Below are 23330 nucleotides of genomic sequence, written 5' to 3'. Positions count from 1 at the left end.
CACCCTGGCCACAAGGAGCGCCGTCATGCCCATCAATATGCAGGGGTGGTATTGAATCCCTGTCCCAGCCGATCCGGAGTTACCCCATGCAGTGGACCCCTGAGCAAGCCCCCGCCATCGCGTCAAACGCGCGCAAGCTGCTGATCCAGGCCTTTGCCGGCACCGGCAAGACCACCACGCTGGTGGGCTACGCCAGCGCCCATGCTGACGTGAAGATGCTGTACCTCTGCTATAACAAGTCGGTGGAGATGGCGGCGAAGAATCGCTTTCCGCGCAACGTCACCTGCAAGACCGCCCACGGCCTCGCCTATGCCGTCTATGGCACCCAGTACCAACACAAGCAGGCCGGCAACCTGCGCATCACCGAGGTCGCCCGGGTGCTGGATACCCAGGACTGGGAGCTGGCCAGGGACGTGGTCAACACCCTCAACACCTTCATGGCCAGCGCCGACATGGCCCTGGACGGTCGCCACTTCACCCGCTACGAAGGCCGCGGCCTGACGCCGCTGCAGGAGCGGCGGATCACCCAGGTGGTGGGCATGGCCATCAGTGTCTGGAAGCGCATGATCGACCTGCAGGACGCCGGCGTGCAGATCACCCACGACGGCTATCTCAAGCTCTACCAGATGAGCCGCCCGGACCTGTCCAACCGCTTCGGCGCCATCCTGCTCGATGAGGGCCAGGACGTGAACCCGGTAATCGCCGACCTGGTGCAGCGGCAGCGCACCATCCAGGTCATGGTCGGCGATCGCCACCAGCAGCTCTACCGCTTTCGTGGTGCCCAGGATGCCCTCAGCGCGACCTGGATGGCGGACGCCGAGAAGCACTACCTGACCCAGTCATTCCGCTTCGGCCCGGCCGTCGCCCACGTGGCCAACGTCATCCTGTCGTTCAAGGGCGAGACGGTGAAGCTGCAGGGGCTCGGCCAGCGCACCCTGGTCAAGCGATCGCTGCCCGAGGACCTTGCCCACCGAACCTGGTTGCATCGCACCGTAAGCGGCGTGATCGAGAACGCCCTGCGCCTGGAGAAGCAAGGTGGTCACCGCATGTTCTGGATTGGCGGGATCGACAGCTACTCGCTGCGCGAGCTCGAGGACCTGTTCCAGTTCAGCCGAGGTCGCAATGACCTGGTGCAGCAGAAGAAGCTCTTGCGCGACTACCGTGACTTCGAGCAGTACCAAGAGATCGCCAAGGCTACTCAGGATCCGGAGATGCAGCGCTCGGTGCGGATCATCGAGGCCTATTTCGACCTGCCAAAGCGCATCGAGCAGCTGCGGCGCTGCGCGGTGGCCAGCGAACTAGACGCTACAGTCACCTTGACGACCGCGCACAAAGCCAAGGGCCTCGAGTGGGACTTCGTGGGGCTGTACGAAGATTTCAGTGCGGATCCCCTCGCGCCGGAGACTGACCGGGCCAGCCGCGACGATGAGCTGAACCTGCTATACGTGTCTGTGACCCGGGCTATGCAGATCCTGGCGTTGAACTCGCTGGTCATCGATATCATGCAGAGGTACAAGGAAACGCATGGCAGCATCGCCACGTAAGCCCCCCCTTTAGGAAGAACCATCAAATGCGCTTTGCCAACGTGGACGGCACTCGATCAGAAGCCCAGCCCAAGCGGAGAGGTATCTGCCGAGGTTGCGGGGAAGAGGTCATCGCAAAATGCGGGAAGCACGTTGTCTGGCACTGGGCGCACCGCTCGCTTGCAAACTGCGATAGATGGTGGGAAGCCGAAACGGAATGGCACCGAGCGTGGAAAAATCGATTTCCAGTCGAATGGCAGGAAACGATCTTGCATGACAGCGCGAGTGGGGAAAAACACATTGCTGACGTCAAAACGGCGCATGGCGTCGTCGTGGAATTTCAACGATCCTCGATTGATCCCGCCGAAGTTAAGCTGAGGGAACAATTTTACCAGCGCATGGTTTGGGTGATCGACGGAACCAGAAATGAACTCGATCAGTCGAATTTCGGGACGTCCAGAAGCCGTGTAGACGGTAACGGCTTCGCAAGCCTGCATTGGTTCAGCAGGAGCAAACTGTTCGCCCGATGGCATACAACCGTACCCGTATTCATCGACTTCGGCGAAGGCCACGGCTTTTGGCGCATCTGCAGATTCGACCCTGTAACCAAGCGGGGCGTGCTCAAAGTGGTGGATCGCTCGGTGTTCGCTGACGAGCTAATCGATGGCCTCACAGATTACAGCCGTAACGGAGGTCCAGCATCAGCCTGATATAGGAAAGCTTAGCCCAGCAGCGGTCGCTTCCCTTTTGATCGCCTGACTCTTTCTGCGACCGCACCAGCGATATGTCGACGTGGCTTCTGCTTATGCTTCAAGTATTCAGACCGGCAATGACCGAAGAGATCGGCCGCTGCCTTGAGGAGTTGTTTACCCTGCGGCGCAGTGATTTGCTCGAAGTCGAGCAGTGCCATGATGTAGCCCTCAAGCTGGCCGTACAGCCTGGCCAGATGCCCAAGGCCCATGACGGCCATTGCATGAGTCAGGTCCTGCCAGCGTTGTTTGGCATCTTCGGGGAGAAACGCAATCTCGGTCATACAACCTCCCGTGATTTTCCTAACGACAGCATAGGCGGCGGTTTCGTTCGTCACCCAGCTGTAACCGTTTAGGACTTGAATACGGTTTTACCTCGTAAGGGCAATGAGGCCAGTTCGAAGATGACAAGCCCATCGAACTGGAGCCGTCCATGTCCCCTGCCCGCTTCGAATACCACACCGAATTCGCTCCCCTCACCTACCGTGTCCAAGAACGCGGCTGGCTGTTGTTCAAGCAAGAGGTGCAAACCGGTACCCCCGATATCGCCGCCTTTCTCGCCGATCCCGAGCGACAGACACGGCTGCAGGCTCTCGGCGCTGACGGCTGGGAGCTAGTCAGCGTGCAGCCGGTACTGGAAGGCCGCGCCCAGGTCGGCCAGCAGACTGCCCAGGGAAACCAGGGCTGGGGCGTTGGCTACGCGGTGGCTACCGGCTTTCTGCTGTTTTTCAAGCGACTCATCGTCCCGATCGGAAGCCAGTAACCAAGCGGGTTTGCAACCTATTTGAGTGCAGTAATGGTTTCCCGCTGACCTCGCCTACGGCCCTCGGCATCCTGTGCGGCATCAACCCGCTAGCCCAGGGCCCCCGCTGTGAAACTGTCCTCCTACCCTCGCACGCCAACCCGCCGCTTCGCCGTTGCCGGCAGTCTGGCCATCGCGCTCGGGATCCTGACGAGTCAGGCCCAGGCCGCTGGCACCGCCTCCGAGCAGGCCAACGTCGACGTGATGATTAGGCAGCTCAACGCTGTCGAGGCCGTCGCCCGGCGCAGTGCCGAGTTGCCCAGCGATGGCAGCACCCGTTACCGCCTGGACTACAACCGCCTAGCCGCTGACATTGCGCGAATCCGTCAGGGCCTGCAGGACTATCTGGCACCGAGCCGCGCGCAGCCACGCGATGCAGCCGAACTCTCCGGTCAGTACCAGCGCGAAGGCGCCCAGCCATGAGCATGACCGCTGCGCAAACCGCTGCCTTTCAGGCGGCGAGTGGCATACCGCCTTCAGCCAGCAACCTGTTCTGGCTCTCCGCGGCCATGGCCGTCACCACCCTCTGGTTCGCCTGGCTCGCCATCAGCCTCTACAAGGGCTGGGCGAATCAGAACCTCAAACCCGCCGCGGCCAAGGGCGCCCTCATCAAGGGGCTGCTCCTCTACTTCGTCCTGTCCTGGCTGATCTTGCATTAACCCCCCTCGAGGAGAAATCCATGCTGTCCCTCAAACGTCTGTTCACCCTCGGCGCTCGCGCCAAATGCTTCACTTCTGCGGTAGCCAGCCTGGCCTTGCTGCCGGCCGTCAGCCAAGCCGCGTTACCCAGCGCTCAGGCGCCCTCGCGCGGCGAAGGCTCCACCTGGCTCGAAACGCTCAAGAACTATGGCTACGACGGCTTCATGCTGATCGCACTGGCCCTGTGCGCCTTCTGCCTCATTGTCGTGGCCGCCCATGGCATTGGCGTCTATCACGAGATCCACACGAACAAGAAGACCTGGAAAGACCTGGGTGCCACCGTCGTTGTCGGCGTGATCCTCATCGGCCTGGTGATCTTCATCGTCACCAAAGCCAGCGGCATCATGTAAGGCAGGACGGCGCAGATGGACATCACCCAGGACCTGCACGAGGACGGCACGCTTCTCTTCTTGCCGAATCGCCTCAATACCCAACCCGTTGTCGTGGGCGGCCTGACCACCGACGAGATGTTCGCCACCATCATCGTCTGCGCCTCGTTCGGCTTTGTGGTCGGCATTCCCTTGGCGTTTTTCACGACTCCGGCCATGCCGATCTTTGCCGCGCTAGCCTGCGGCTCCCTGGGCCTTGTGCTTGCCGGACGTCAACTGCGCCGCTGGAAGCGCGGGCGGCCCGAAACATGGCTGTGGCGGCAAGTGGAATGCCGCCTGGCCCAATGGGGGATTGCCGGGCGCCACCTGGTGATCCGCAGTGGTAGCTGGAGCTGCAAACGGATGGTGGGGCTATGAGTCGCGCCTGGAAGCTCTCCGACTCGCAGCGCGCCCACATCACGACGCTTCGCCTCGCGCTAGGGATGATGACCGGCATCGCCGTGTTCAACGGCTATGGCTGGTCCACGGCGCCGAAGGACCTGACCGTCCATGTGCCCCCGGACCTGCGCTCGGGTAGCACGCGCCCCTGGTGGGAGATACCGCCTGAGTCGGTCTATGCCTACGCCTTCTACATCTTCCAGCAGATGAACAGCTGGCCCTCCGATGGCGAGAAGAACTACAGCGACAACATCGCGCGGCTGGCCAACTTCATCACCCCGTCCTGCAAGGTCTACCTGGAAGGTGATGAGGCGCTCAAGCGCAATGCCGGCGAATTACGCAGGCGCGTGCGCAACGTGGCGGAGATCCCCGGATCGGGCTACGGCGATGACCCCACCCGGCGCGTCCAGGTGCTGGGCAACAGCGAGTGGACCGTCATGCTCGATGTCGTCGCGAACGAGTACCTGGGCGGCGAGAAGGTCAAGACGGCGCTCACGCGCTACCCGCTGCACGTCGTCAGAGCCGACGTCGATCCCGAGAAAAATCCTTGGGGTATGAAATGGGACTGTTACAGCGGTCAGCCGCAGCGGATCGAGGCTGGTATCGAAGTCAAAGCCCGAGGTACACCATGAGGTCCAGTCATTCCCTCGCCCTGGTGCTGGGCGGCCTGCTGCTGAGCAGCCTGGCCCAGGCCATCGAGATCCGCAAATGGGAACGCGTCCCCATGGCCATCCCTTTGGTGGTGGGCCAGGAGCGGATCCTGTTCGTCGACGCCAACGTCCGCGTCGGTGTTCCTCCGGCCATCGCCGACAAGATCCGAGTGCAAAGCACCGGTGGTGCGATCTACCTGCTGGCCAAGGAGCCCATCGAACCGAGTCGGTTGCAGCTGCAGAACGCGGCCACTGGCGAGATCATGCTGGCCGACATCGCGGCCACCCCCGCCCAGGAAGGTCACGCCCCGCTGGAGGCGATCAAGATTGTGCCCGGCGATACGACCCCGACCCGATATGGCCAGGCAGCTTCGACCAGCGGAAGCAATGCCCCAAGGGCCACAGCCAAGGCCAGCAGCCAGGCTGATGAAGAGAACGACGAGCCGGCCCCGCCCAAACGCGAAACGCCGATTCCCGTCGTGCTCACGCGGTATGCCGCTCAGATGCTTTATGCCCCGCTCCGTACGGTGGAGCCGGTCGACGGCGTCGCCCAAGTCAAAGTCGACAAGCGCCTGGACCTGTCGACGCTGATGCCGGCCTTGCCCGTCGAGGCAAGCCAGTTGGGCGCCTGGCGGTTGGACGACCATTGGGTGACCGCCGTGAAGTTGCGAAACCAGACCGGCCAGCGCCTGGCCCTGGATCCACGCGAGCTAATGGGCGACTTCGCGACTGCCACCTTTCAGCACCCCTACCTCGGAGCCCGCGGCGATGCCAGCGACACCACGGTGCTCTACCTAGTCACCAAGGACCACGGACTCGGCCAGTCGCTGTTACCGAGCCTGAGCGCTGCTGATCCTCGAGTGAGCTCGGAGGCGCGCCATGCAGCTCAGAAGTAATCCGCTACTCAAGTACGCTCTGCTACCCCTCCTCGTCCTGGTGGTATTCGTCGGGGTGAAAATGCTCGGCCGTAGCAAGTCCGTAGAGCCGGAGCAGCCGCAATCCGCCCAGCTCACCCCCGAACAGGCCCAGGCGCTCGGCATTGAAGGCGATACGGCCAACGACACCCTGCGCACCATCGTCGCCGAGAGTCGCCAGTTGAAGGACCAGATGAGCAAGGTCCTGAAAGACAACGAAGAGGCCAAGCGGGAGAACGAAGGCCTCAAAGCCCAGTTGAGCAACATCAACAGCACGGTCGACAACCGCGTTCAGGCAGGCATCAACCAGGGCATGGAGAATCAGCAGAAGCAGACCCAAGGACTCGTTGATAATTTGCAGAAGCAGCTCAACACCCTGTCGCAGATGGGCAGTCAGTTGGGGGGCGCTGCAGGCGCCGGCGGCGATATGCCAATCGGGCTCGGCATCAACCCGGGCGAAGGTAATCAGTTCAAGAAAGGCAGTGGCAGCTCGGACCTGGTCTGGATCGAGCCGCAGGACGGCACGGCCGTCGATGCCAATGGCAAACCGCTCGCCGCCGGCAGTGGCCAGGCGGCCAGTGGTTTTGCCTTCCCCACGTCGTTCGGCACCGCTGGCCAGAAGACCCTGGACGCGGCGTCCGGAGGTGCGCAGCGCGTGGCGGATGGTGTGGGTGGGGATGAACAGACGCGCAAGAAGGTGCGCAAGGTCTACACCCTGCCCCAGAACTCGACGCTCATGGGTTCGGTATCCATGACCGCACTGGTGGGCAGAGTGCCGGTCGACGGCACGGTCAACGACCCCTACCCCTTTAAGGTGCTGATCGGCCCCGACAACCTGACCGCCAACGGTATCGACCTGCCCGACGTCGCCGGCGCCGTCGTGAGCGGTACCGCCTCAGGCGATTGGACCCTGTCGTGCGTGCGAGGCCAGATCCGCAGCATGACCTTTGTCTTCACCGACGGCACCGTGCGTACCCTGCCGGCACCGCAGGAGAACGGCGGTCAGCAGAACAACGGCCAGAACAACCAGAACAGCTCCACCAATGGCCAACCGGCTGCGGTCCAGGGCGGTATGGGCTGGATCAGCGATCCCTATGGCATCCCGTGCATCGCGGGCGATCGCCGCAGCAATGCTGCCCAGTACATCGGCTCCCAGGCGCTGATCACGGCCGCAGGCGCCGGCGCGGCCTCACTCATCAAGAGCGACGGCAGCAGCTCCAGCTACGTGCAGACCTCCAGCGGCACCATCGGCACGACCGGGATCTCCGGCAACGAGGCGATGGGCAAGATCCTGAACCAGGGCGTCAGCGATATCTCCACCTGGGTGAACAAGCTCTACGGCCAGGCCTTCGCCGCTATTTACGTCCAACCCGGGGCGAAGGTGGCCATCCATCTCGACCAAGAGCTGGCCATCGACTACGAACTCAAGGGCCGCAAGGTCGACTATCGCAAGGGAGCTCGCCATGCCTCGGCTGACCTCGACTAATCACGCACGACTACAGATGGCGGCTGTGCTGGCCATGGCCCTGCTGGCCGCGGGCTGCTCGGTCAACAAGGAGAAGATGCTCCCTCACGGCGACCAGACCATGATGGACGTCTGGAACGCCGGCACCACCGGCTCAGCCGGCAGCAGCCAGGGTCGCCAACTGATCGATGCCCGGGCGGAGCTGCGCCGTCCTGTGGACACGGCTCAGGCTCGGCCGCTGGCGGATAACGCCGGCTATTCGCGCACCGCGCAGAACGAGATCTACAGCCAGTTCAAGCGCCTGCCCAATCCGGACCTGGTCATGTACGTCTTCCCGCACCTGGCCGGCTCCGACCCAGCACCCATCCCCGGCTACACCACCGTTTTCCCGCTCTATCAGCGTGTGCAATACGCCATGCCCGGTGAGCGGGTGGAGAACTACTGATGGGCATCTTCGAACGCCTGCGTGGCAAAAAGACCACCGACACTTCAGCGGCTGAGCCGGATCTTGTACCGGGCCAGCCTGGACATACTGACGCGGTTGATGAAGGGGCTCTGTCAGCTGAAGCTGAGCCAGTCATCCACCCCGAATCCATCCGTGCCACCCGCGCGCTGGAGGTCGACGAGGAAGCCGCCTATCAACGCCATCTGGATCGTTTGAAGGCTCATGGCATCCCGGAGCCCGGTGCCTGGATGACAGGCAAGGAGAAGCCTGCGACCGTGGCCGACGTGGCCAGGCTCTACGATGTCAATCCCAGCTTCACCAACCTGCTGCCCTGGGTCGAGTATCTACCTGAGCACCAGGCCATGCTGCTCGAGGACGGCAAGTCCTTGGCGGCGTTCTTCGATATCGTGCCGATCGGCACCGAAGGCCGCTCACCGGCCTGGCTACGCCAAGCGCGGGATGCCCTGGAGAACGCCCTGCAGGACAGCTTCGATGAGCTTGAGGTCAGTCCCTGGGTTATTCAGATGTACGCCTACGACGAGATCCAGTTCGACAGCTATCTCGAAGGCTTCCGTAACTACGTGAAGCCACGCGCCCAAGGTTCGGCCTTTACCGAGCTCTACCAGGGGCTGATGAAGCACCACCTCTCGGCCATCTCCAAACCCGGAGGCTTGTTCGAGGATAAAGTGGTTTCCAAGCTGCCCTGGCGTGGCCAGCAGCGCCGCGTCCGCCTGGTGGTATCACGACGCAGCGTCGGCGACGGCCTGATGCGTGGCCAGGATCCCGCGCTCTATCTGCGCAATACGTGTGAGCGCCTGGTCGGCTCGTTGGCCAACGCCGGCGTCCGAGCCATCCGCATGGAAGAGCGTGCGATCCGACACTGGCTCCTGCAGTGGTTCAATCCCTGCCCCGATCACCTAGGCACCACGCGCAAAGACCATGACCGCTTTTTCGAGCTGGTGAATACACCGACCGAAGTCGAGGATGGCACCATCCCGGTGCTGGCCAGCGGCACGGACTTCTCGCAGTGCCTGCTGTACCGAGAGCCTCGCTCGGACGCAGACAAGGGCATCTGGTTTTTCGATGGCCAGCCTACCCGGGTGATCATGCTTGATCGGCTTCGCGAGGCGCCTAAGACCGGGCATTTGACGGGCGAAACCCGCCAGGGCGGTGATGCGCTCAATGCCCTGATGGACAAGCTACCTGAGGACACGGTGCTGGCCATCACCCTAGTGGTTACACCTCAAGACACTCTTGAAGCCCACCTCAACGACCTGCACAAGAAAGCTGTGGGTGACAATCAGGCCTCGGCGCTGACCCGTGAGGCCATTCAGGATGCGCGATACCTCATTGGCCGCAAGCACAAGCTGTACAAGGGCAGCGTCGCCTTCTACGTCCGCGGCAAACATGAAGCGGAGTTGACGCAGCGCTGCATGAACCTGACGAACATCCTGCTGGGGGCTGGCATGGAGCCCGTGCAGCCGGACGATGAGGTCGCCGGCCTTTCCAGCTACCTGAGATGGCTCCCGGCCAACTTCGATCCGAATCAGCCCCGTGCCCTGCAGTGGTATGCCCAGATGCTGCTCGTCCAGCACGTTGCTAACCTGGCCCCGGTCTGGGGTCGCCACACCGGCACTGGGCATCCTGGAACAACCGTCTTCAACCGCGGCGGCGCGCCGCTGACCTTCGACCCCTTCAACAAGGAAGATCGTCAGATGAATGCCCATGGCTTTGTCTTCGGTCCCACCGGGGCTGGCAAATCCGCCACGCTCAACAACCTGATGATCCAGTGGCTGGCCGGTTACCGGCCACGCATGTTCGTCGCCGAGGCCGGTAACAGCTTTGGCCTGTTGGCAGACTTCGCGCAGCGACTAGGTCTGACCGTGCATCGCGTTCGTCTCTCTCCAGGATCCGGCGTCAGCCTAGCACCCTTTGCTGACGCCATTCGTCTTGCGGACGATCCTGCACGAGTCGCCGTCCTTGATGCCGAGGACCTAGAGGCGTCGGATCGCAACAGTACCCCTCAGGCCAACCTCGAGGACGATCAGCGCGACGTGCTCGGTGAGATGGAGATCGTGGCCCGCCTGATGATTACCGGCGGCGAGGAGAAGGAGGACGCTCGTCTGACCCGCGCCGATCGCGCGGCCATCCGTCACGCCATCATCAATGCGGCTACGGCCTGTTCTAAGGCCGAGAAAACCGTGCTGACCCAGGACGTCCGCGATGCTTTGAGTGGGGCCGCACGGGACGAAGGCCTTCCCGCAGCGCGGCGAGAGCGTCTGCAGGAGATGGCCGAATCCATGGATATGTTCTGCATGGGCGCTGACGGAGAGATGTTCAACCGCCCTGGTACGCCCTGGCCGGAAGCCGACCTGACCGTGGTCGACTTTGCCACCTACGCCCGTGAGGGCTACCAGGCGCAACTCGGCATTGCCTACATCTCGCTACTCAACTCGATCAACAACATCGCCGAGCGTGACCAATTCAAAGGTCGCCCGCTGATCAAGCTGACCGACGAAGGCCACATCATCACCAAGCACCCGCTGCTACTCCCCTATGCCATGAAGATCACCAAGATGTGGCGAAAGCTCGGGGCCTGGTTCTGGCTGGCCACCCAGAACATCGACGACATCCCGCTCTCCGGCGCGCCGATGCTCAACATGATCGAGTGGTGGATCTGCCTCAACATGCCGCCGGACGAGGTCGAGAAGATTTCCAAATTCCGCGCCCTCACCCCTGCGCAGAAGGAGCTGATGCTGTCAGCACGCAAGCAGAGCGGTGCCTACACCGAAGGCGTGGTGCTATCCAAATCCATGGAGATCCTCTTTCGCGCGGTACCGCCAAGCCTCTTCCTGGCCCTGGCAATGACGGAGCCGGAAGAGAAGGCTGAACGTGCGCAGCTGATGGAAGAGTTAGGTACCGACGAGTTGGGCGCGGCCGTCGCCGTGGCGGCGCGGCTGGATCGGCTGCGCGGTATTGAGCCCTACCCCTTCGATCTGCCACCCGCTTCGGGAGCACGCGGATGAGGGCGATGGACCGCTTTACCCAAAACCTCATCGACAGCCTGACACAGCTGCTCAGCCAACCCGGGCAGGATGCCCTAACCGCGCTGCAGATCTGCGCCCCAGTACTAATCACCAACCTGCAGGCGGTGAAATCTCGAGCGGTAGACCGACGGGAGATCGAGGTCCAGCTCGATACGGCGCTCAAGGACTGGTTGGCCAAGCATCCGCAGCCGGACGAGGCGCAGCAGGCGCTGCTCGAGGTCCTGCACAGGGAAGTGCTGGGCCGGCAGGTCGATGAGCCCGATGTCCGAGAGGCTTCAGCATGATCACAGGGGGTCTATCGCGCAAACAGGCTGCCTTGAGCCTTGCGGCAATTCCTTGCCTGCTCTTCCTCGCATGGCAATTCTGCGCCTGGGCATTTGCACGTACCCCTGAGGCAACCACGCCGCCGACCTTCGTCTACGGCAACTCTAAGGCCCGCTTCACTCTGGTTGAGTACGCTGACCTGGAGTGTCCCTACTGCAAGGACGCCTATCCGCAGGTCAAGCGACTGATTGATCGGCACGAAGTGCTGAATTGGCAGTGGCATCACCTGCCGCTGCCCATGCACGGCGAAGCAGCGCAGCAGGAAGCACGCCTAGTTACGTGCGCCGGCTGGCTGGGCGGCAATCCGGTGTTCTGGCAGGCGGTCGAAGCGGTCTACCAGCACAGCCGCGGAAACGGTGCTGGCCTAACAGTCCCGATCAATCAACTGGGCCTGCAACCAGCCGTATCGCTCCCGCAACTGCAGGTGTGCATCCAGGACAATACGACAGTGCGGCGGGTAGTCGCTGAGCAGACCGCAACCGCAGCGCAGAAGCGGATCGATGCCACCCCGACCTTCGAGCTCCGAGACAATCGGTCCGGCCGTACGATCCGGCTTCCGTCACTGCTGGATGACGCCGGCATGCTATCGGCCATGGACTGGCTGGCGAGTCAGGGAGGTGCGGATGCACAGCGGCGCCAATGACATCCCCCTTTGGCTAGCCAGCCTTTCCGATCGGACCCTGCGGCGGCTCAACAGCCGCCTTACCCATCTGTTGCGGATGATCGATGCCGAGATGCAACGCCGCGATACCCCGCACCACCGTTCTCCAATGCCAGGCAACGCCGATGAGCAATCCCGCTGATATTCCCCTCCCCCGTGTCACCGATGAAGTACCGAAGCTTAGGATCGCATTTGAAGCGGGCAGCGCACTTCCGCCCATCAAGCTGGCACGAGTCACCCAAGGGTCCAGTCACCAGTGGCTGTTCCGAGTGGGCGCCTATGAACATCAGGAGTCTTACTGCAGTGAGCGGGAAGCGATGGAATCGGCCGAGCGATTGCTCTTCACCCTCTTTCGTGACATCGCGGATGACCAGGTACTGGCGGCCCTTCGCCGAGGAGATACCTCCCTTCCAGTGCGGTATGCCGAACGCCGAGGCTATTGGCAGGGGCGTCGAGAATAGAAACATCTGCACCAAGTAGCCGTAGGCAGTGCCTTGGCAGCGCTGAGACATCTCACCTGAAGCAGACGCCGGCTTTCGAAATCGTTGTGGAGTTCTGAAATTACCGAAATAGCGCATGACAGCAATCGACCCAGAGCTGCCGTTGTCGTAGGGCAGCTAGCGGCCAATAGCAGTCCTTCATCACTGGATTAAAATCGGTCGAAAGCGGACAGGTAGGAAAAAAGCTAACAGTGAAGAAGTTCGCCTATCGTGTAATAAAACCCACAGCCCATAGACAGACTTATTTAAGTCAACGAACCCAATACAGCCTGGCAATAAGTGGAGTGTGTCGGAAAATATATCTGCGCCATAGACTTGCCAGAATATGCCGCCATCCAGGCATATGCGGGTAATCTCCAGCTCGCCGTTAGCGCTTCAATGTTAGATGACCGCTAGTATAGCTCAGGCTTTGATAATTACTGTATCTGCATCTAGTGGAAGATGTGAGCCTTTAACCCGCAATTCATTGATGGCGTAAAGTATTGTCAGGTTCAGGGCCTCTGCGCTTCGCATGGTTCGAGGGGTGATGAATCTGAAGACACTGGCGTAAATTTCAATATCCAACAGCGTCAAAAGCATGCCACTATTCCTATACTCAATAAAATGCTTTATAGGTGGGTCTAACGCAGACAGCGCCTGTCGGAGGTCGTCCATTTCGATTTCCGCTCATCTAACCAAAGGCTATAATGAGAAGACACCTGGTAAGATAGACTGTTATCCACCGCTCATCAGATGAGCGAAAACGTGATATTGCCATAGATACTATCTCTCATGAATGGTTATCGTAGCGATTTTCACTATAGGAGCGTGGCATGAAAGAGCTGGATAGAAAGCACGGAATAGAGCTGCTCGAGCGGTACTCAGCGGAACAAGACGCCATTAATCAGCTACTACGTCAAATTTATGAATGTCATGGAACAGCTGATACCGAAGCTCTTCGCAATATGCTGGGTCTATGCATTGTCGAAATTCAAGAACGACAAGAGACCGTTTTAAAGGCGTTTCGCTTTCTATTGGAATCTGACGCAAGACCTCAAGAGACCTAGCGAGACGGTAGTCGCGACCTAAAATGCGAAGTGCATCGCTTAATTTTGGGATCTTCTCATTATCGTTTCGCTTGCGCAAATTTAACACGGCGAGGAGCTAACTCGGCAGACTTTGCGAGCTAAGGCATGATATTCAAAGTAAAGCATCTTGCTACTGGCACGTAAAAACCTCCTTATGGTGCTGGTATGCCGGCAACTACGAATGGAATTGAAAAATGAGCGAAGCAAGAAAATTGTACGTTGGCACCAGAGAAGTCGAACATCTCACCCGGCAAAAAATCAGCATCGAATAACTGAAATTATCAGCTGATAGGGCCGTTTTAGAAATCCTGTTCCAGCGTTACGCGGAGAATCTCGAAAAAGTCCGCATACTTGAGCTTGACTTGAATAGGCTTAAGGTCATTCACTGAGGTTTGAATAGCCGGTTCTCTAGCGAAAATCTTGGTTCAAGCAGAGGTAGCCCCGAAACACTGCAGCGATCAAGGATGTCATTCTCGGCGTGGCCGTTAGTTACACCGGCATTGACGCGGGAGAAGAACTTGCAGAGTTGGTTAAGATCCCAGGCCAAACCAATGCCGCCGGCCGTGCCCCATCTAACCAGATTTTCACCGCCCCAGTCAGATGGATCCATTTTTTACTTTAGAAAAGAAAAAGCCCGGCGCAATGGCTGGGCTTTGTTTGGTTTGCAATTAAGCTAGCGAGGCGCTGGCTCTTGGTCGTCGATATCGCCCGTCACCGGATCTTCCGGAGCGTCCAAATCGGAATCAGGCTGATTTGCTGGGTCGGCCTGGTCAGGGTCCAAGGGTTCAACCGCATCAGGCTCAGTAGCCTGCGCGAAACGAGAACCCGCGATAGCCGCGTCAATCCCGAATAGCGATCTCACTATCATGGCCGGCGCAATCGGCGAACTGAAGCGTTGGAAGACTCTGGACGTAGTGATCATTTACCACCTCACATTGAGGCCGAAAATGGCCTCATAAGCTTGGAAGTGGAAAACACACGCTCGTTCAGTGGCCACTATTACCGACGGTCCCTATTGTTAGGGATTCACTTTCTCGTTCCTATCGGCCGCCTTCGAGCGGTCGGAAAGCGCTTGTTGACGGAGCTTTGCAATTTTGGTTAAGCGGATCTGAGCGTTCCGTGCCTGAGTCTCTTCAAGCGTAGGCGGAAGGTCTTCCGGGGCTGCTCCTGCATCAATTCTTGGTCTTCGAATATCTGACATCGTTGTCTCCCATGTTTACGATATATGCTCTGCATGGGAAGGGGTAATCGGTGCACAGTTCAGTGGCCACCATTACCGGTTGTCTGAAGACAAAGGCAAAAGTTCGGTGAAAATCCGATCCGCTTACGCTTGACCGAAACGTACCCTCCTTTGCCAAGCTAGGTAAGTCGCACGTGGAGGTAAAAATGAGTCATCAAGTAAATAAATTCAGTCTTACCTCCTACGTGGAGGCGTTCTTCCCATCAAACTTCGAGGTGATGCTCGAACGAAGCGAGACCAATCCTGACGATAGGATCCTCACCGTCTGCGACGTAATAACTGACAGGACCACGAGCTATGAAGGTCCGTTGCTCGCAATTCTGGACATCTGTTCGATGGGCGCGATCGCGGCCGACCTCTGCAACGAGCTCTGCGGTCACGCCGCGACGCGCCGTGTGGAGATCAGCAAGCTAAGGAAATGGTCGTAAGGGATATGATCGTAGGCAGGCGTCAGCCACTCGTCATCTAGGCCACCGCGATTTTTTCGGCCCTCACCTGCAGGCAGGTGATCTGCCAACTGCCGGCCTAGCCGAAGAACAGCACCCGTATAACCTGCTTCTGGTCGTTTACCGCCCTCGCCGAAGGTCAGCTACGGGTCGACCGCCAACGGCAGCTTTGGGTCGATAGCAGCCCCCGTGCTTTGACGAGGCCATTAAAGCCATCCCACAACAGTCCATGCGAAATCCCGCAGAAAGTCGCAATTACTGCGGAAACCCGCAGCAGGCTCCTTCCGTTCGGATGTGGGTATTCAACCTCCTGCGACGTAGATATGGTTTCCCGCTGACCCAGCCCTTCTGATCGCGTTTCCTGTACCAGCCACTCCTCTGCCTGGTACCGCGCATGTCCATTTCCCCCCCTACCTTCTCAGCAGGCCTGAAAGCCCGCCTGCTGGGCTTTGTCCTAGCCACCGCCTGCGTCCCCTTCGCCACAGCGGACGTGCTGGCCATCTCCGACGCCGCTCATCCGCTCATCAACAGCGCCGGCACCCGGGTTTTACTTCTGGATGCCCCGGACCGCCTTGAGCAAAAGCTCTCCGAAGGCCTGCCGGCGGATCCGCACCAGGCCGTAGCTATCATGCAACAGCGGATGCGCTCGGCCTCTGCACAGCAGCTGGGCCGTGACCTTGCCAGGGCGCACCAGGACGTGGCCGATGCCTGGAGCCTGGGTGTGGCCAAGCTACCGGCCGTCGTAGTGGATCGTCAGTATGTGGTCTATGGCCAGCCTGACGTGGCGGCCGCCATGGCCAGCATCGAGCGCTTCCGGAGCACCGGACGATGACGCCGCGTCTGCAGCGCCTCCGGCGCCTCGTACTGGCCATCCCGCTGGCCACCAGCCTGCAGGCCACGGCAGCGGTCACCACCGCGACCATCGTGTCGTCCTCGCTCTCGCCTGAATGCCTCGAATACAAGGTGGTCGGCATCTGCTATTGGCTGTTCTGCACCCCCTACGGCTGCAAGGTTAAGACCTCGGCCAAGGTACGGCACTTCGTGCCCGATGCGGTGGTGTCCAGCTACGCCAATACCGGCGAGAACCCGTGGACCGAGATGGCCTCTTTCAGCCCAGTCAGCACTGTCGCCGCTGGTGGCAACGATCCGGGCGACAGCGCGACCCAGGCGAACGCGACGATCAGCGCCCGCTTCAAGAACACTGAAGTCATCGGCCACCCGGGTGGCTACGCCTTCAGTCAGTTCGCCAGCGGCTCCGGCTACACCTGCAAAGGCGCCGGTACCGCCTACATGCCCTATCTACTGAGCAACTACGACTACCTGGCTTGGCGGTACGGCATTCCTGAGGTCGTGTATCCGGAGGCCCTCATCCCGGGCAAGCGCGAAGTGGGCGGCACCTTGTCCGGCGACCTGTGGGGCAATGTCTATCCGCGCAGCGGCTTCCTGCATCAGCCCGACGACTACAAGGCCGCGGCGGTCATGGCCCAGCGCGCCGGCGACGTCGTCACGCGCTCTGGCCAGATCCACGTCTATCAGTCGCTGCTTGCCCAGCCCGAGGACGGTTATTGGCCCGCGGGCGAGCTGCTCGAGGGCGACGCCACCACCGGCAAGTGGCAGGAGCTCACGCCCACGCTAAGCCAGAGCTGCGCTGCCTTTCCCAGCCCGGGCCCACACGTCCAAGACGCCGTGGGCGCCTACGCCTGGGCGCTGTGGCGCCCCTACAGCTGCTGCAAGCGTGAAGGCCAGGTCTTCCTGGGCAGCACCGACTTTCAATGATCAGGGAGCCGTCGATCATGAACACCTCTCGCCTCACCCTGTTGGCCAGCACCTGCCTGGCCGGCTTTCTCCTCGGCAGCACTGTCCAGGCGGCCGAGCCCTACCGTGTGCAGTCCCAGGGCAGCGTTATCGGTGATGACGTGCTCTACAGCGTCGGCGGCGGCAACGCCGTGTCCATGGGCAGCGTCGGCAACATGGATAGCATCCAGATCGGTGGTGGCTGGAACACCAACCTGATCTGCGGAAACATGAGCCTGACCAACACCCTGCAGAACCAGCTCAACGGCGCCACCCAGGGTTTTAAGACCATCATGAGCTCGGTGCTACAGAACGCCACCAGCGCCGTCGCTTCCCTCCCCGGCCTGATCCTGCAGCGCGCCAACCCAGGCCTGTACAACCTCATCACCAACGGCATTGGCCAGGCCCGCCTGGATTTCGATCGCTCGAAAGGCACCTGCCGCGCCATCGCCGACAAGATGCTCGATGTCGCCGGCGGCCAGGTCGGCTGGAACAAGCTCGCCGAGGGTGAGGCAATGAAGTCGGCCGCTGCCAGCACCACCGATGCCGTCGCGGCCATCAACCAGGTCGAGCAGAAGAGCGGGAACGAGGGCGTGACCTGGGTTGGCGGGAGCAAGGCTGGGGGCAGTGGCCAGCAGCCCATCAAGGTGGTCGGCGACGTCACCAAGGCCGGCTACAACATGCTCAGCGGCCGGGCGCCCAACAGCACGGGGAGCATCCCTGCCAGCAGCTGTAACGGCGGCCTCGTCTGCAGCACTTGGTCATCACCGCAGGAGGCCGCGACCTTTGCCACCCGCGTCCTGGGCGAGCAACAGCAGCAGACCTGCGACAACTGCCAGAAGACGGTGACCCAGGCCGGGGTCGGGCTCACCCCGCTTATCCAGGAGACCTACGACACCAAGCTCAAGGCGGTGAACGCGCTCATCGCCGGCACCCAGCCGATGACGGCAGAGAACCTGGCTGCTGCCGGCAGCAACTCCATCCCAGTCACCCGCGGCATCATCGAATCGCTGCGTACCGAACAGGACCAGGACGTGCTGGCCAAGCGGCTCGTGTCCGAGGTCGCCCTGGCCGATGTCATCGAGAAGGCCCTGTCGCTGACACGCACTCTGGCCGCTGGCCGCCAGGAGCCCAATGTGGCCGCCAACCAGGTCGCCCAGACGCAGGTCGACCAAAACGCCGCCAACCTGCAGGCCGAGATCCAGAACCTCAAGACCGAGCTGGACATGCGCCGAGAGCTGGCCGGCAACTCGCCGACCACCATCCTGCAGCGCGCCTCGATCCGCAAGGATGCCTCTAAGGGCATCTTCCAGGGCGATCCTCTGCCGAACCGGCTGGATCGTGTCGAGAGTCCGAGCAAGGGCCAATGACCATGAGCCATCTTCCCGGCGAAACCGGACAACCTGGTCCCTCTATGCGCAAGCAGCATTGGGCATCTCGTCTCGCCAAAGGCGGACTCAAGAGCCTGGCCTGGACAGTGACTGTCTTGCTGACCACCGTGCTGCTCGCCCTGACCTGCACCCAGATGATCCAGTGGCTATTCGGCGATGTGGCGGGCTACCAGCGCTGGACCGCGGACCATGCTGGCTTCCTCCAGGCCTGGCGGATGGGCATCTACGCAGCCCTCGCCGCCGGTTGGTGGCCAATCCGCAGGCGTCTGGGTCGCCTGCCAGGTGGACCGTCACGCCTCGTCCGATGCGAGAGCCTGGCTGTCTTGGTCATCGCGCTCTACGAACTGCGTCTCCACCTGTAGCTCGAGCTAGGAAAGAAGACCTATGACGCTCTATACCAACGACTACCTCGAGTATTACCTGACCCTTGTGGGTTGGCTGATCAACAGTGCCATCTGGGAGATGATCGGCAGCACCGGTCTGTTCGCGGCGCCCTTCGCTGCCATCGTTATCCAGGAGTGGCTCCGCGCCCGCGGCGAGGGCCAGGACGAGGGCAACAAGGGAGTGCTCAGTCTGGCCAGGATCGAAAATCGTTTCTACGTGGCCATATTCGTCATCCTGCTCGGGCTGATTCCAACCCCCGGGACGACCTTGAGCTTTTCGACCCTGGAGTACGATAAGACGCGCTCCCAGCAATGCCAGGTCGACGTGCTCAAGCCGTCCGAGACCGGCTGGGGTACAAGCTTCAGTACCCTCAACGGCAAGAGTGCCCAGATTCCGCTCTGGTGGGCAGTCGTCCACGCTCTGTCCAAAGGCTTCACCGCCGGGGCGGTCGCAGGCATCCCATGTGGCCAGGATCTGCAGCAACTTCGCATGGAGGTAAATGCCAACCGGATAGGCAGTCCCCTTCTCGCTCAGGAGGTCGCGGATTTCACCAACGACTGCTACGCCCAGGCCAGAGCCAAGCTCTTCATGACCCAGCCGAAACTCTCCGATGCTGAATTCGAAGATGTCAGCTGGATCGGCTCCAAATACTTCCTGACCATCAATGGGTACTACAACGACGGCTCTTCCGGCTTTCGCTCACACACTCCCCGGCCATCCTGGCCTTACGACACCACCCGCGATGCGGGGCTGGCACAGACCTCGGGCGGTGGCGGGTACCCGACCTGCAACCAGTGGTGGAGTGACTCGTCCGTTGGCTTGCGTGCGCGGCTTTTGGCGGCCGTGGAGCCCAGCCTGATCACTCAGCTCGCGCAGTGGGCCAAACTGATGAGCAAACAGGAAGTAGAAGACCAGGTGATCCGTGACCTGGTATCACCTCGCAAACAGGTACTGACCCAGGGCCAGGTGTATGGCGATTACGGTGGCCAGGTGGGAGGTAGCTTCGGAAGCAGCCTTTCTCGCATCACAGCCACAGCAGGTCAGGCGGTGGGCTCGATTGCGATGTACCCGGCCATAGACAGCGTGCGGCAGGCTGCGCCTATGGTACTGGCCTTTCTGATGATGGCCTTCATCATCTGCATCCCCATCGTGCTGGTGCTGGGCACCTACGATCTGAAGGTAGCCATGACCCTGACTTTCGCGCAGTTCGCCTTGGTCTTCGTCGACTTCTGGCTGCAGTTGGCACGCTGGGTCGACAGCACGATCCTGGACGCCCTGTACGGCAACATCATGGGGGCCTCTCCCCATCTGAACTTCAACATCATGATGGGCGTGAACAATGCGCAGGGGGATCTGCTGCTGGACTTCGTGATGGGAACGATGTTCTTGGTGCTGCCGGCGTTTTGGATAACGGCAATGAGCTGGGCGGGTGCGAAGGTAGGTAACCTCGCCCAGGCGCTTACGGAAGGAACGAATAGCGCGAAGGTAGCAGGCCAAACGGGGGGAGATGTTGTGACAAAGGCAGTCGGCGCTAAGTAACTCGAAAGTTAGAAAGCTAGTTAAGAGCTCGACTCGAAACTAGCTTTCTAAAGCCGCCACACATCTCTACTACCCAAAGAGTTCAAGGGGTGGCCCAAAGCATCCCGCCCATAAGGTGCATCAGGATCTGTGTCGCTAGTGCTACTTGGAGAAGCATTAGACGCCAGCCACAGGTACCCGAGTGCAAGCATCAGCGGCACAAAGAGATATAGCGAGTAAGCTGCAGCAGCTACTAAGACAACAGCCCGCACGCACCATTTCAGCGGTTTAGCGATGCCCGCCGGCACGCCCACCATAGCCAAGCCATTCCAAATAGCGCCCTCAGCCCGGACGAGCACACAACTCGTATCTAGCTTCCCGAGGTGGGTCCAATCTTCCGTCGATCCCGGTTTTCGCGTGGTCATGGCTACTGCCTCATTCCATGGAGCGATGGCTCTATGACGGTACTTATACGCTGCGATGAGTGACGCTGCAAGTGGCATGGCATAAACTGCCATAGCCCTACAATACCTACTCTGGAGCAGCCATGCCCACCCGGAACATCGTCATCCCCGATCCGCTTTCCCACGAGATTGATCGCTTGGTAGAGACAGGTCGCTACCAGAACGCCAGCGAGGTGGTACGCAACGGGCTCCGCTTGCTGATTCAACAAGAGGCCATGGTTTCCGCCAAGATCGAAGCGCTGCGTAACGCCACGGGCTCAGCGATCCAGCAACTGGAGCAGGGAACATTCGACGAGGTGCCTGCCGAGGATTTGGAGCAGTACCTGGAAGGCCTGGGAGTTGATGACAGCCGCATAGGCCGCTGACCCATGAAGTACCGTATCTCCGCCGAGGCCCGTCAGGATCTCGCTGACATCCTGGTGTACTCCGCCCAGCAGTTCGGCCCTGCGGCGCGCAAGCGCTACCAGAGCCTGCTGGTCAACAGCTTCAATCTGATCGCAGCCGAGCCCTACGCGCCGGTCACTCGTGCCCGTGATGAGCTGCACGAGGGCTTACGCAGTCTCCATCTGGCCCATACCCAAAGGGGTATTCCGGCAGATCGGCGCGTCGGCCAGCCTCGCCATGTGGTCTTCTACCGGATCGCGGCCGAAGACCTCATCGAGATCGTCCGGCTGCTGCATGAGGTGATGGAGCCCAAGGAGCACCTGGTCAACCCTGAGTAGCCAAAAGGGGCGAAGGGGCTGGCGCAAAGGACGTAATGGAAGGGGGCCATAAGGGTAAAAGCCCTACCAGAAAGGGCTCCGCCGTTGGTGAAATGACCCCCGAAAGTTGGACGCTGCCTTGAAGGCGTACCATGCCCAAGTACTCTCTAGCGTTCAAATTGAAGATCGTCGCTCAGTACTAAAAGGGCGATTGCAGCTACGGCCACCTCGCTAGGGTGCATGACGTCAGCGTGGTGCAGGTAAAAGGATGGATTGGCGCCTATGCCAATCACGGAAAAGCGGCTCTACAAAAGCGTTATCGTTATCACAGCATCGATTTCAAGATCGAGGTGGTGCGACAGATCGTCGAAGGCCTATCAATCCGACGGGCTAGTGAGCGATTTAGTCTCAATCGCTCCCAAATGCAGCGCTGGGTCGATGCGTGGCAGAGGTATGGTATCGAGGGGTTGGCCAGCAAACGCAGAGGTGACTCCTTGCCCCTTCTTCCCGTTCCAGATCCATCCGCTTTCAAGCCCCACATCGCAAACCCAGTCCGAGAGCTGGAAAAGCAGGTTGCCTATCTGCAGGTCAAAAACGCCTTTCTGCGCAAAGCCATGAGCTTGGGTCTCAAGGACAGTGACCTGGACAATCAGCAGAAAGCACTTATCGTGCAGGAGTTGCGGTCACGATATCCACTTGATGCGCTTCTTCAGGGAGCATGTCTTCCTCGAAGCAGCTTCTACTACCACCTCAAGGTCACTCGCCAACCAGACAAACAAGGTGCCCGCAAAGAGAGCATCCGGACGATGTTCGCGCATCATCGGGGTCGCTATGGCTATCGCCGCATCACGCAGGCGCTACGCAATCAGGGGCAGCAGATCAATCACAAGGCAGTACAGCGGCTGATGGGCGAAATGTCGTTAAAGTGCACGCTGCGACGCCGTCGCTATCGTCCATTCACAGGGCCGGAGTCCTGCGTGGCGCCTAACCTGCTGGAACGCCGCTTTACCGCACCGCAGCCCAATCAGCGGTGGGCGACTGACATAACGGAGTTTCGTGTCAATCAAAACCGGCTATACCTGTCACCGATTCTTGACCTCTTCAATAAGGAAATTGTGGCTTTCGAGATAAGTGAGCGCCCATCGTTCGAGATGGTCTTACGTATGTTGAAAGACGGATTGAAGACCCTTCGGCCTCATGAGAAACCGCTCATCCATTCCGATCAAGGCTGGCACTATCAATACCCTGCCTACCAACAGCTGATCCGTCAGCATGGACTGACTCAGAGTATGTCAAGGCGAGCCAATTGCCTCGACAATGCGGCAATGGAAAGCTTTTTTGCAGTACTAAAATCTGAGCTTTTCCACTGCAACAGGTTCTCAAGCGTAGAGGAGCTGGCAGTAGCAATTCGGGCCTATATCGACTACTACAATAAGGAGCGAATCAAATTGGCACTGGGTGGGCGCAGTCCAGCTGAATATCGTCTGGCAATAGCGAAAGCTGTGAATACCTGTGACGAATAGGACGTTTGCCTCATAGCTACCGCAGAGTCGATCGGTTTCTAGACCCTCGGCGTTTGAGGAGTGCAGGCATGCTCCGGGTCTCAATAAGCAGTGGCAGGCATGTCGGCTTCAAGAACGAGCCATCTTCAAAGTCATCTGCTGCGCTGCTATGATCCGCTAAGGAGATGGCATTCCTCCTCAAACCGCCTCGTGCTGATGATGCCTACGTAACCCCTTGGCAGGGTGCGTAGGTGCGCCCTGTCTTTTTCGAGGACAGC

General features: G+C 60.2%; 29 protein-coding genes and 1 riboswitch. Of the genes, 26 read left to right on the top strand and 3 right to left on the bottom strand.

All coding sequences use genetic code 11. The annotated features are described in order from the left end of the window. The first annotated feature begins 86 nt into the window (after positions 1–86). Positions 87–1544, top strand: coding sequence for a UvrD-helicase domain-containing protein (locus tag NRG74_RS02750; protein ID WP_257705654.1), 1458 nt, complete (start codon positions 87–89; stop codon positions 1542–1544). Between the two features lie 26 nt (positions 1545–1570). Further along, entirely contained in the window at positions 1571–2233 is a 663-nt protein-coding gene (locus NRG74_RS02745; protein ID WP_144944374.1) for a competence protein CoiA, read from the top strand. 11 nt (positions 2234–2244) lie between these two features. On the opposite strand, the gene NRG74_RS02740 is transcribed toward NRG74_RS02745, so the two are convergent. Beyond that, positions 2245–2556: a hypothetical protein gene (locus NRG74_RS02740; RefSeq protein WP_058783940.1), complete on the bottom strand. Its 312-nt coding sequence runs from the start codon at positions 2554–2556 to the stop codon at positions 2245–2247. Between the two features lie 149 nt (positions 2557–2705). On the opposite strand from NRG74_RS02740, the gene NRG74_RS02735 reads away from it, so the two are divergent. From NRG74_RS02735 to NRG74_RS02670, 14 genes are all read left to right on the top strand, one after another. Beyond that, positions 2706–3035, top strand: coding sequence for a hypothetical protein (locus NRG74_RS02735; protein WP_144944372.1), 330 nt, complete (start codon positions 2706–2708; stop codon positions 3033–3035). 165 nt (positions 3036–3200) lie between these two features. Next, complete coding sequence (locus NRG74_RS02730) at positions 3201–3497, top strand: RAQPRD family integrative conjugative element protein (RefSeq protein ID WP_241493299.1); 297 nt, start codon at positions 3201–3203, stop codon at positions 3495–3497. Then, on the top strand, positions 3494–3733 hold the full coding sequence (locus tag NRG74_RS02725) for a TIGR03758 family integrating conjugative element protein (RefSeq protein ID WP_058783937.1): 240 nt from the start codon (positions 3494–3496) through the stop codon (positions 3731–3733). Before NRG74_RS02730 ends, NRG74_RS02725 begins: the two co-directional genes overlap by 4 nt. Positions 3734–3753: 20 nt before the next feature. Further along, entirely contained in the window at positions 3754–4122 is a 369-nt protein-coding gene (locus tag NRG74_RS02720) for a TIGR03745 family integrating conjugative element membrane protein (protein ID WP_144944368.1), read from the top strand. 15 nt (positions 4123–4137) lie between these two features. Then, on the top strand, positions 4138–4518 hold the full coding sequence (locus tag NRG74_RS02715) for a TIGR03750 family conjugal transfer protein (RefSeq protein WP_058783936.1): 381 nt from the start codon (positions 4138–4140) through the stop codon (positions 4516–4518). Continuing rightward, entirely contained in the window at positions 4515–5171 is a 657-nt protein-coding gene (locus NRG74_RS02710) for a PFL_4703 family integrating conjugative element protein (protein WP_058783935.1), read from the top strand. The genes NRG74_RS02715 and NRG74_RS02710 overlap by 4 nt, the downstream gene beginning before the upstream one ends. Further along, the gene (locus NRG74_RS02705; RefSeq protein WP_058783934.1) at positions 5168–6085 is read left to right on the top strand and encodes a TIGR03749 family integrating conjugative element protein; all 918 of its coding nucleotides are present in this window, start codon (positions 5168–5170) and stop codon (positions 6083–6085) included. The genes NRG74_RS02710 and NRG74_RS02705 overlap by 4 nt, the downstream gene beginning before the upstream one ends. Then, a complete protein-coding gene (locus NRG74_RS02700) occupies positions 6069–7589 on the top strand; it encodes a TIGR03752 family integrating conjugative element protein (protein WP_058783933.1) in 1521 nt (506 codons plus the stop codon). Before NRG74_RS02705 ends, NRG74_RS02700 begins: the two co-directional genes overlap by 17 nt. Further along, positions 7567–8013 (top strand): TIGR03751 family conjugal transfer lipoprotein, encoded by a 447-nt coding sequence (locus tag NRG74_RS02695; RefSeq protein ID WP_058783932.1) that lies wholly within the window; start codon positions 7567–7569, stop codon positions 8011–8013. Before NRG74_RS02700 ends, NRG74_RS02695 begins: the two co-directional genes overlap by 23 nt. Further along, positions 8013–11039: a conjugative transfer ATPase gene (locus NRG74_RS02690; protein ID WP_144944366.1), complete on the top strand. Its 3027-nt coding sequence runs from the start codon at positions 8013–8015 to the stop codon at positions 11037–11039. Before NRG74_RS02695 ends, NRG74_RS02690 begins: the two co-directional genes overlap by 1 nt. Then, positions 11036–11344, top strand: coding sequence for a hypothetical protein (locus NRG74_RS02685; RefSeq protein ID WP_144944364.1), 309 nt, complete (start codon positions 11036–11038; stop codon positions 11342–11344). Before NRG74_RS02690 ends, NRG74_RS02685 begins: the two co-directional genes overlap by 4 nt. Beyond that, on the top strand, positions 11341–12027 hold the full coding sequence (locus NRG74_RS02680; protein WP_144944362.1) for a DsbA family protein: 687 nt from the start codon (positions 11341–11343) through the stop codon (positions 12025–12027). The genes NRG74_RS02685 and NRG74_RS02680 overlap by 4 nt, the downstream gene beginning before the upstream one ends. Then, positions 12008–12187 carry a hypothetical protein gene (locus tag NRG74_RS02675; RefSeq protein WP_144944360.1) on the top strand — a complete coding sequence of 60 codons (180 nt, stop codon included), beginning with the start codon at positions 12008–12010 and terminating at the stop codon, positions 12185–12187. Before NRG74_RS02680 ends, NRG74_RS02675 begins: the two co-directional genes overlap by 20 nt. After that, positions 12171–12506, top strand: a complete 336-nt coding sequence (locus tag NRG74_RS02670; RefSeq protein WP_144944358.1) for a hypothetical protein — start codon at positions 12171–12173, stop codon at positions 12504–12506. Before NRG74_RS02675 ends, NRG74_RS02670 begins: the two co-directional genes overlap by 17 nt. A gap of 441 nt (positions 12507–12947) precedes the next feature. Here the strand turns inward: NRG74_RS02670 and NRG74_RS02665 are convergent, their stop codons facing one another. Next, positions 12948–13124, bottom strand: a complete 177-nt coding sequence (locus NRG74_RS02665) for a hypothetical protein (protein WP_155951382.1) — start codon at positions 13122–13124, stop codon at positions 12948–12950. 233 nt (positions 13125–13357) lie between these two features. On the opposite strand from NRG74_RS02665, the gene NRG74_RS02660 reads away from it, so the two are divergent. The 7 genes from NRG74_RS02660 to NRG74_RS02630 all read left to right on the top strand — a co-directional run bounded on the left by NRG74_RS02660 (position 13358) and on the right by NRG74_RS02630 (position 20406). Then, positions 13358–13591, top strand: a complete 234-nt coding sequence (locus NRG74_RS02660; RefSeq protein ID WP_144949569.1) for a hypothetical protein — start codon at positions 13358–13360, stop codon at positions 13589–13591. Positions 13592–14998: 1407 nt separating this feature from the next. Continuing rightward, positions 14999–15280 carry a hypothetical protein gene (locus NRG74_RS02655; RefSeq protein WP_027602314.1) on the top strand — a complete coding sequence of 94 codons (282 nt, stop codon included), beginning with the start codon at positions 14999–15001 and terminating at the stop codon, positions 15278–15280. A gap of 412 nt (positions 15281–15692) precedes the next feature. Next, a complete protein-coding gene (locus NRG74_RS02650; RefSeq protein WP_186327070.1) occupies positions 15693–16130 on the top strand; it encodes a TIGR03757 family integrating conjugative element protein in 438 nt (145 codons plus the stop codon). Beyond that, the gene (locus NRG74_RS02645) at positions 16127–17074 is read left to right on the top strand and encodes a TIGR03756 family integrating conjugative element protein (RefSeq protein WP_186327069.1); all 948 of its coding nucleotides are present in this window, start codon (positions 16127–16129) and stop codon (positions 17072–17074) included. The genes NRG74_RS02650 and NRG74_RS02645 overlap by 4 nt, the downstream gene beginning before the upstream one ends. Then, positions 17071–18462 carry an integrating conjugative element protein gene (locus tag NRG74_RS02640; protein ID WP_391564162.1) on the top strand — a complete coding sequence of 464 codons (1392 nt, stop codon included), beginning with the start codon at positions 17071–17073 and terminating at the stop codon, positions 18460–18462. Before NRG74_RS02645 ends, NRG74_RS02640 begins: the two co-directional genes overlap by 4 nt. A gap of 2 nt (positions 18463–18464) precedes the next feature. Next, positions 18465–18845, top strand: a complete 381-nt coding sequence (locus NRG74_RS02635) for a hypothetical protein (RefSeq protein WP_144948982.1) — start codon at positions 18465–18467, stop codon at positions 18843–18845. A gap of 22 nt (positions 18846–18867) precedes the next feature. After that, complete coding sequence (locus NRG74_RS02630) at positions 18868–20406, top strand: conjugal transfer protein TraG N-terminal domain-containing protein (RefSeq protein ID WP_144948979.1); 1539 nt, start codon at positions 18868–18870, stop codon at positions 20404–20406. 47 nt (positions 20407–20453) lie between these two features. Here the strand turns inward: NRG74_RS02630 and NRG74_RS24450 are convergent, their stop codons facing one another. Next, positions 20454–20702 (bottom strand): hypothetical protein, encoded by a 249-nt coding sequence (locus tag NRG74_RS24450; protein WP_367576073.1) that lies wholly within the window; start codon positions 20700–20702, stop codon positions 20454–20456. Positions 20703–20932: 230 nt separating this feature from the next. Between NRG74_RS24450 and NRG74_RS02625 the strand changes: the two genes are divergently transcribed. The 3 genes from NRG74_RS02625 (at position 20933) to NRG74_RS02615 (ending at position 23073) form a co-directional block, all read left to right on the top strand. Beyond that, on the top strand, positions 20933–21214 hold the full coding sequence (locus NRG74_RS02625; protein WP_144948972.1) for a type II toxin-antitoxin system ParD family antitoxin: 282 nt from the start codon (positions 20933–20935) through the stop codon (positions 21212–21214). A 3-nt stretch (positions 21215–21217) separates the two neighbouring features. Continuing rightward, complete coding sequence (locus NRG74_RS02620; RefSeq protein WP_144948969.1) at positions 21218–21571, top strand: type II toxin-antitoxin system RelE/ParE family toxin; 354 nt, start codon at positions 21218–21220, stop codon at positions 21569–21571. Between the two features lie 230 nt (positions 21572–21801). Further along, positions 21802–23073, top strand: coding sequence for an IS3 family transposase (locus NRG74_RS02615; RefSeq protein ID WP_257705653.1), 1272 nt, complete (start codon positions 21802–21804; stop codon positions 23071–23073). Between the two features lie 151 nt (positions 23074–23224). After that, positions 23225–23285: riboswitch (Fluoride riboswitch) on the top strand. Positions 23286–23330: the final 45 nt, after the last annotated feature.

Source organism: Pseudomonas oryzihabitans (assembly GCF_024652905.1).
In the GTDB taxonomy this organism is placed as follows: Bacteria; Pseudomonadota; Gammaproteobacteria; order Pseudomonadales; family Pseudomonadaceae; genus Chryseomonas; species Chryseomonas benzopyrenica.
Note: the sequence above shows the minus strand (reverse complement) of the source record. Positions and strands in the feature narration are given on the sequence as shown.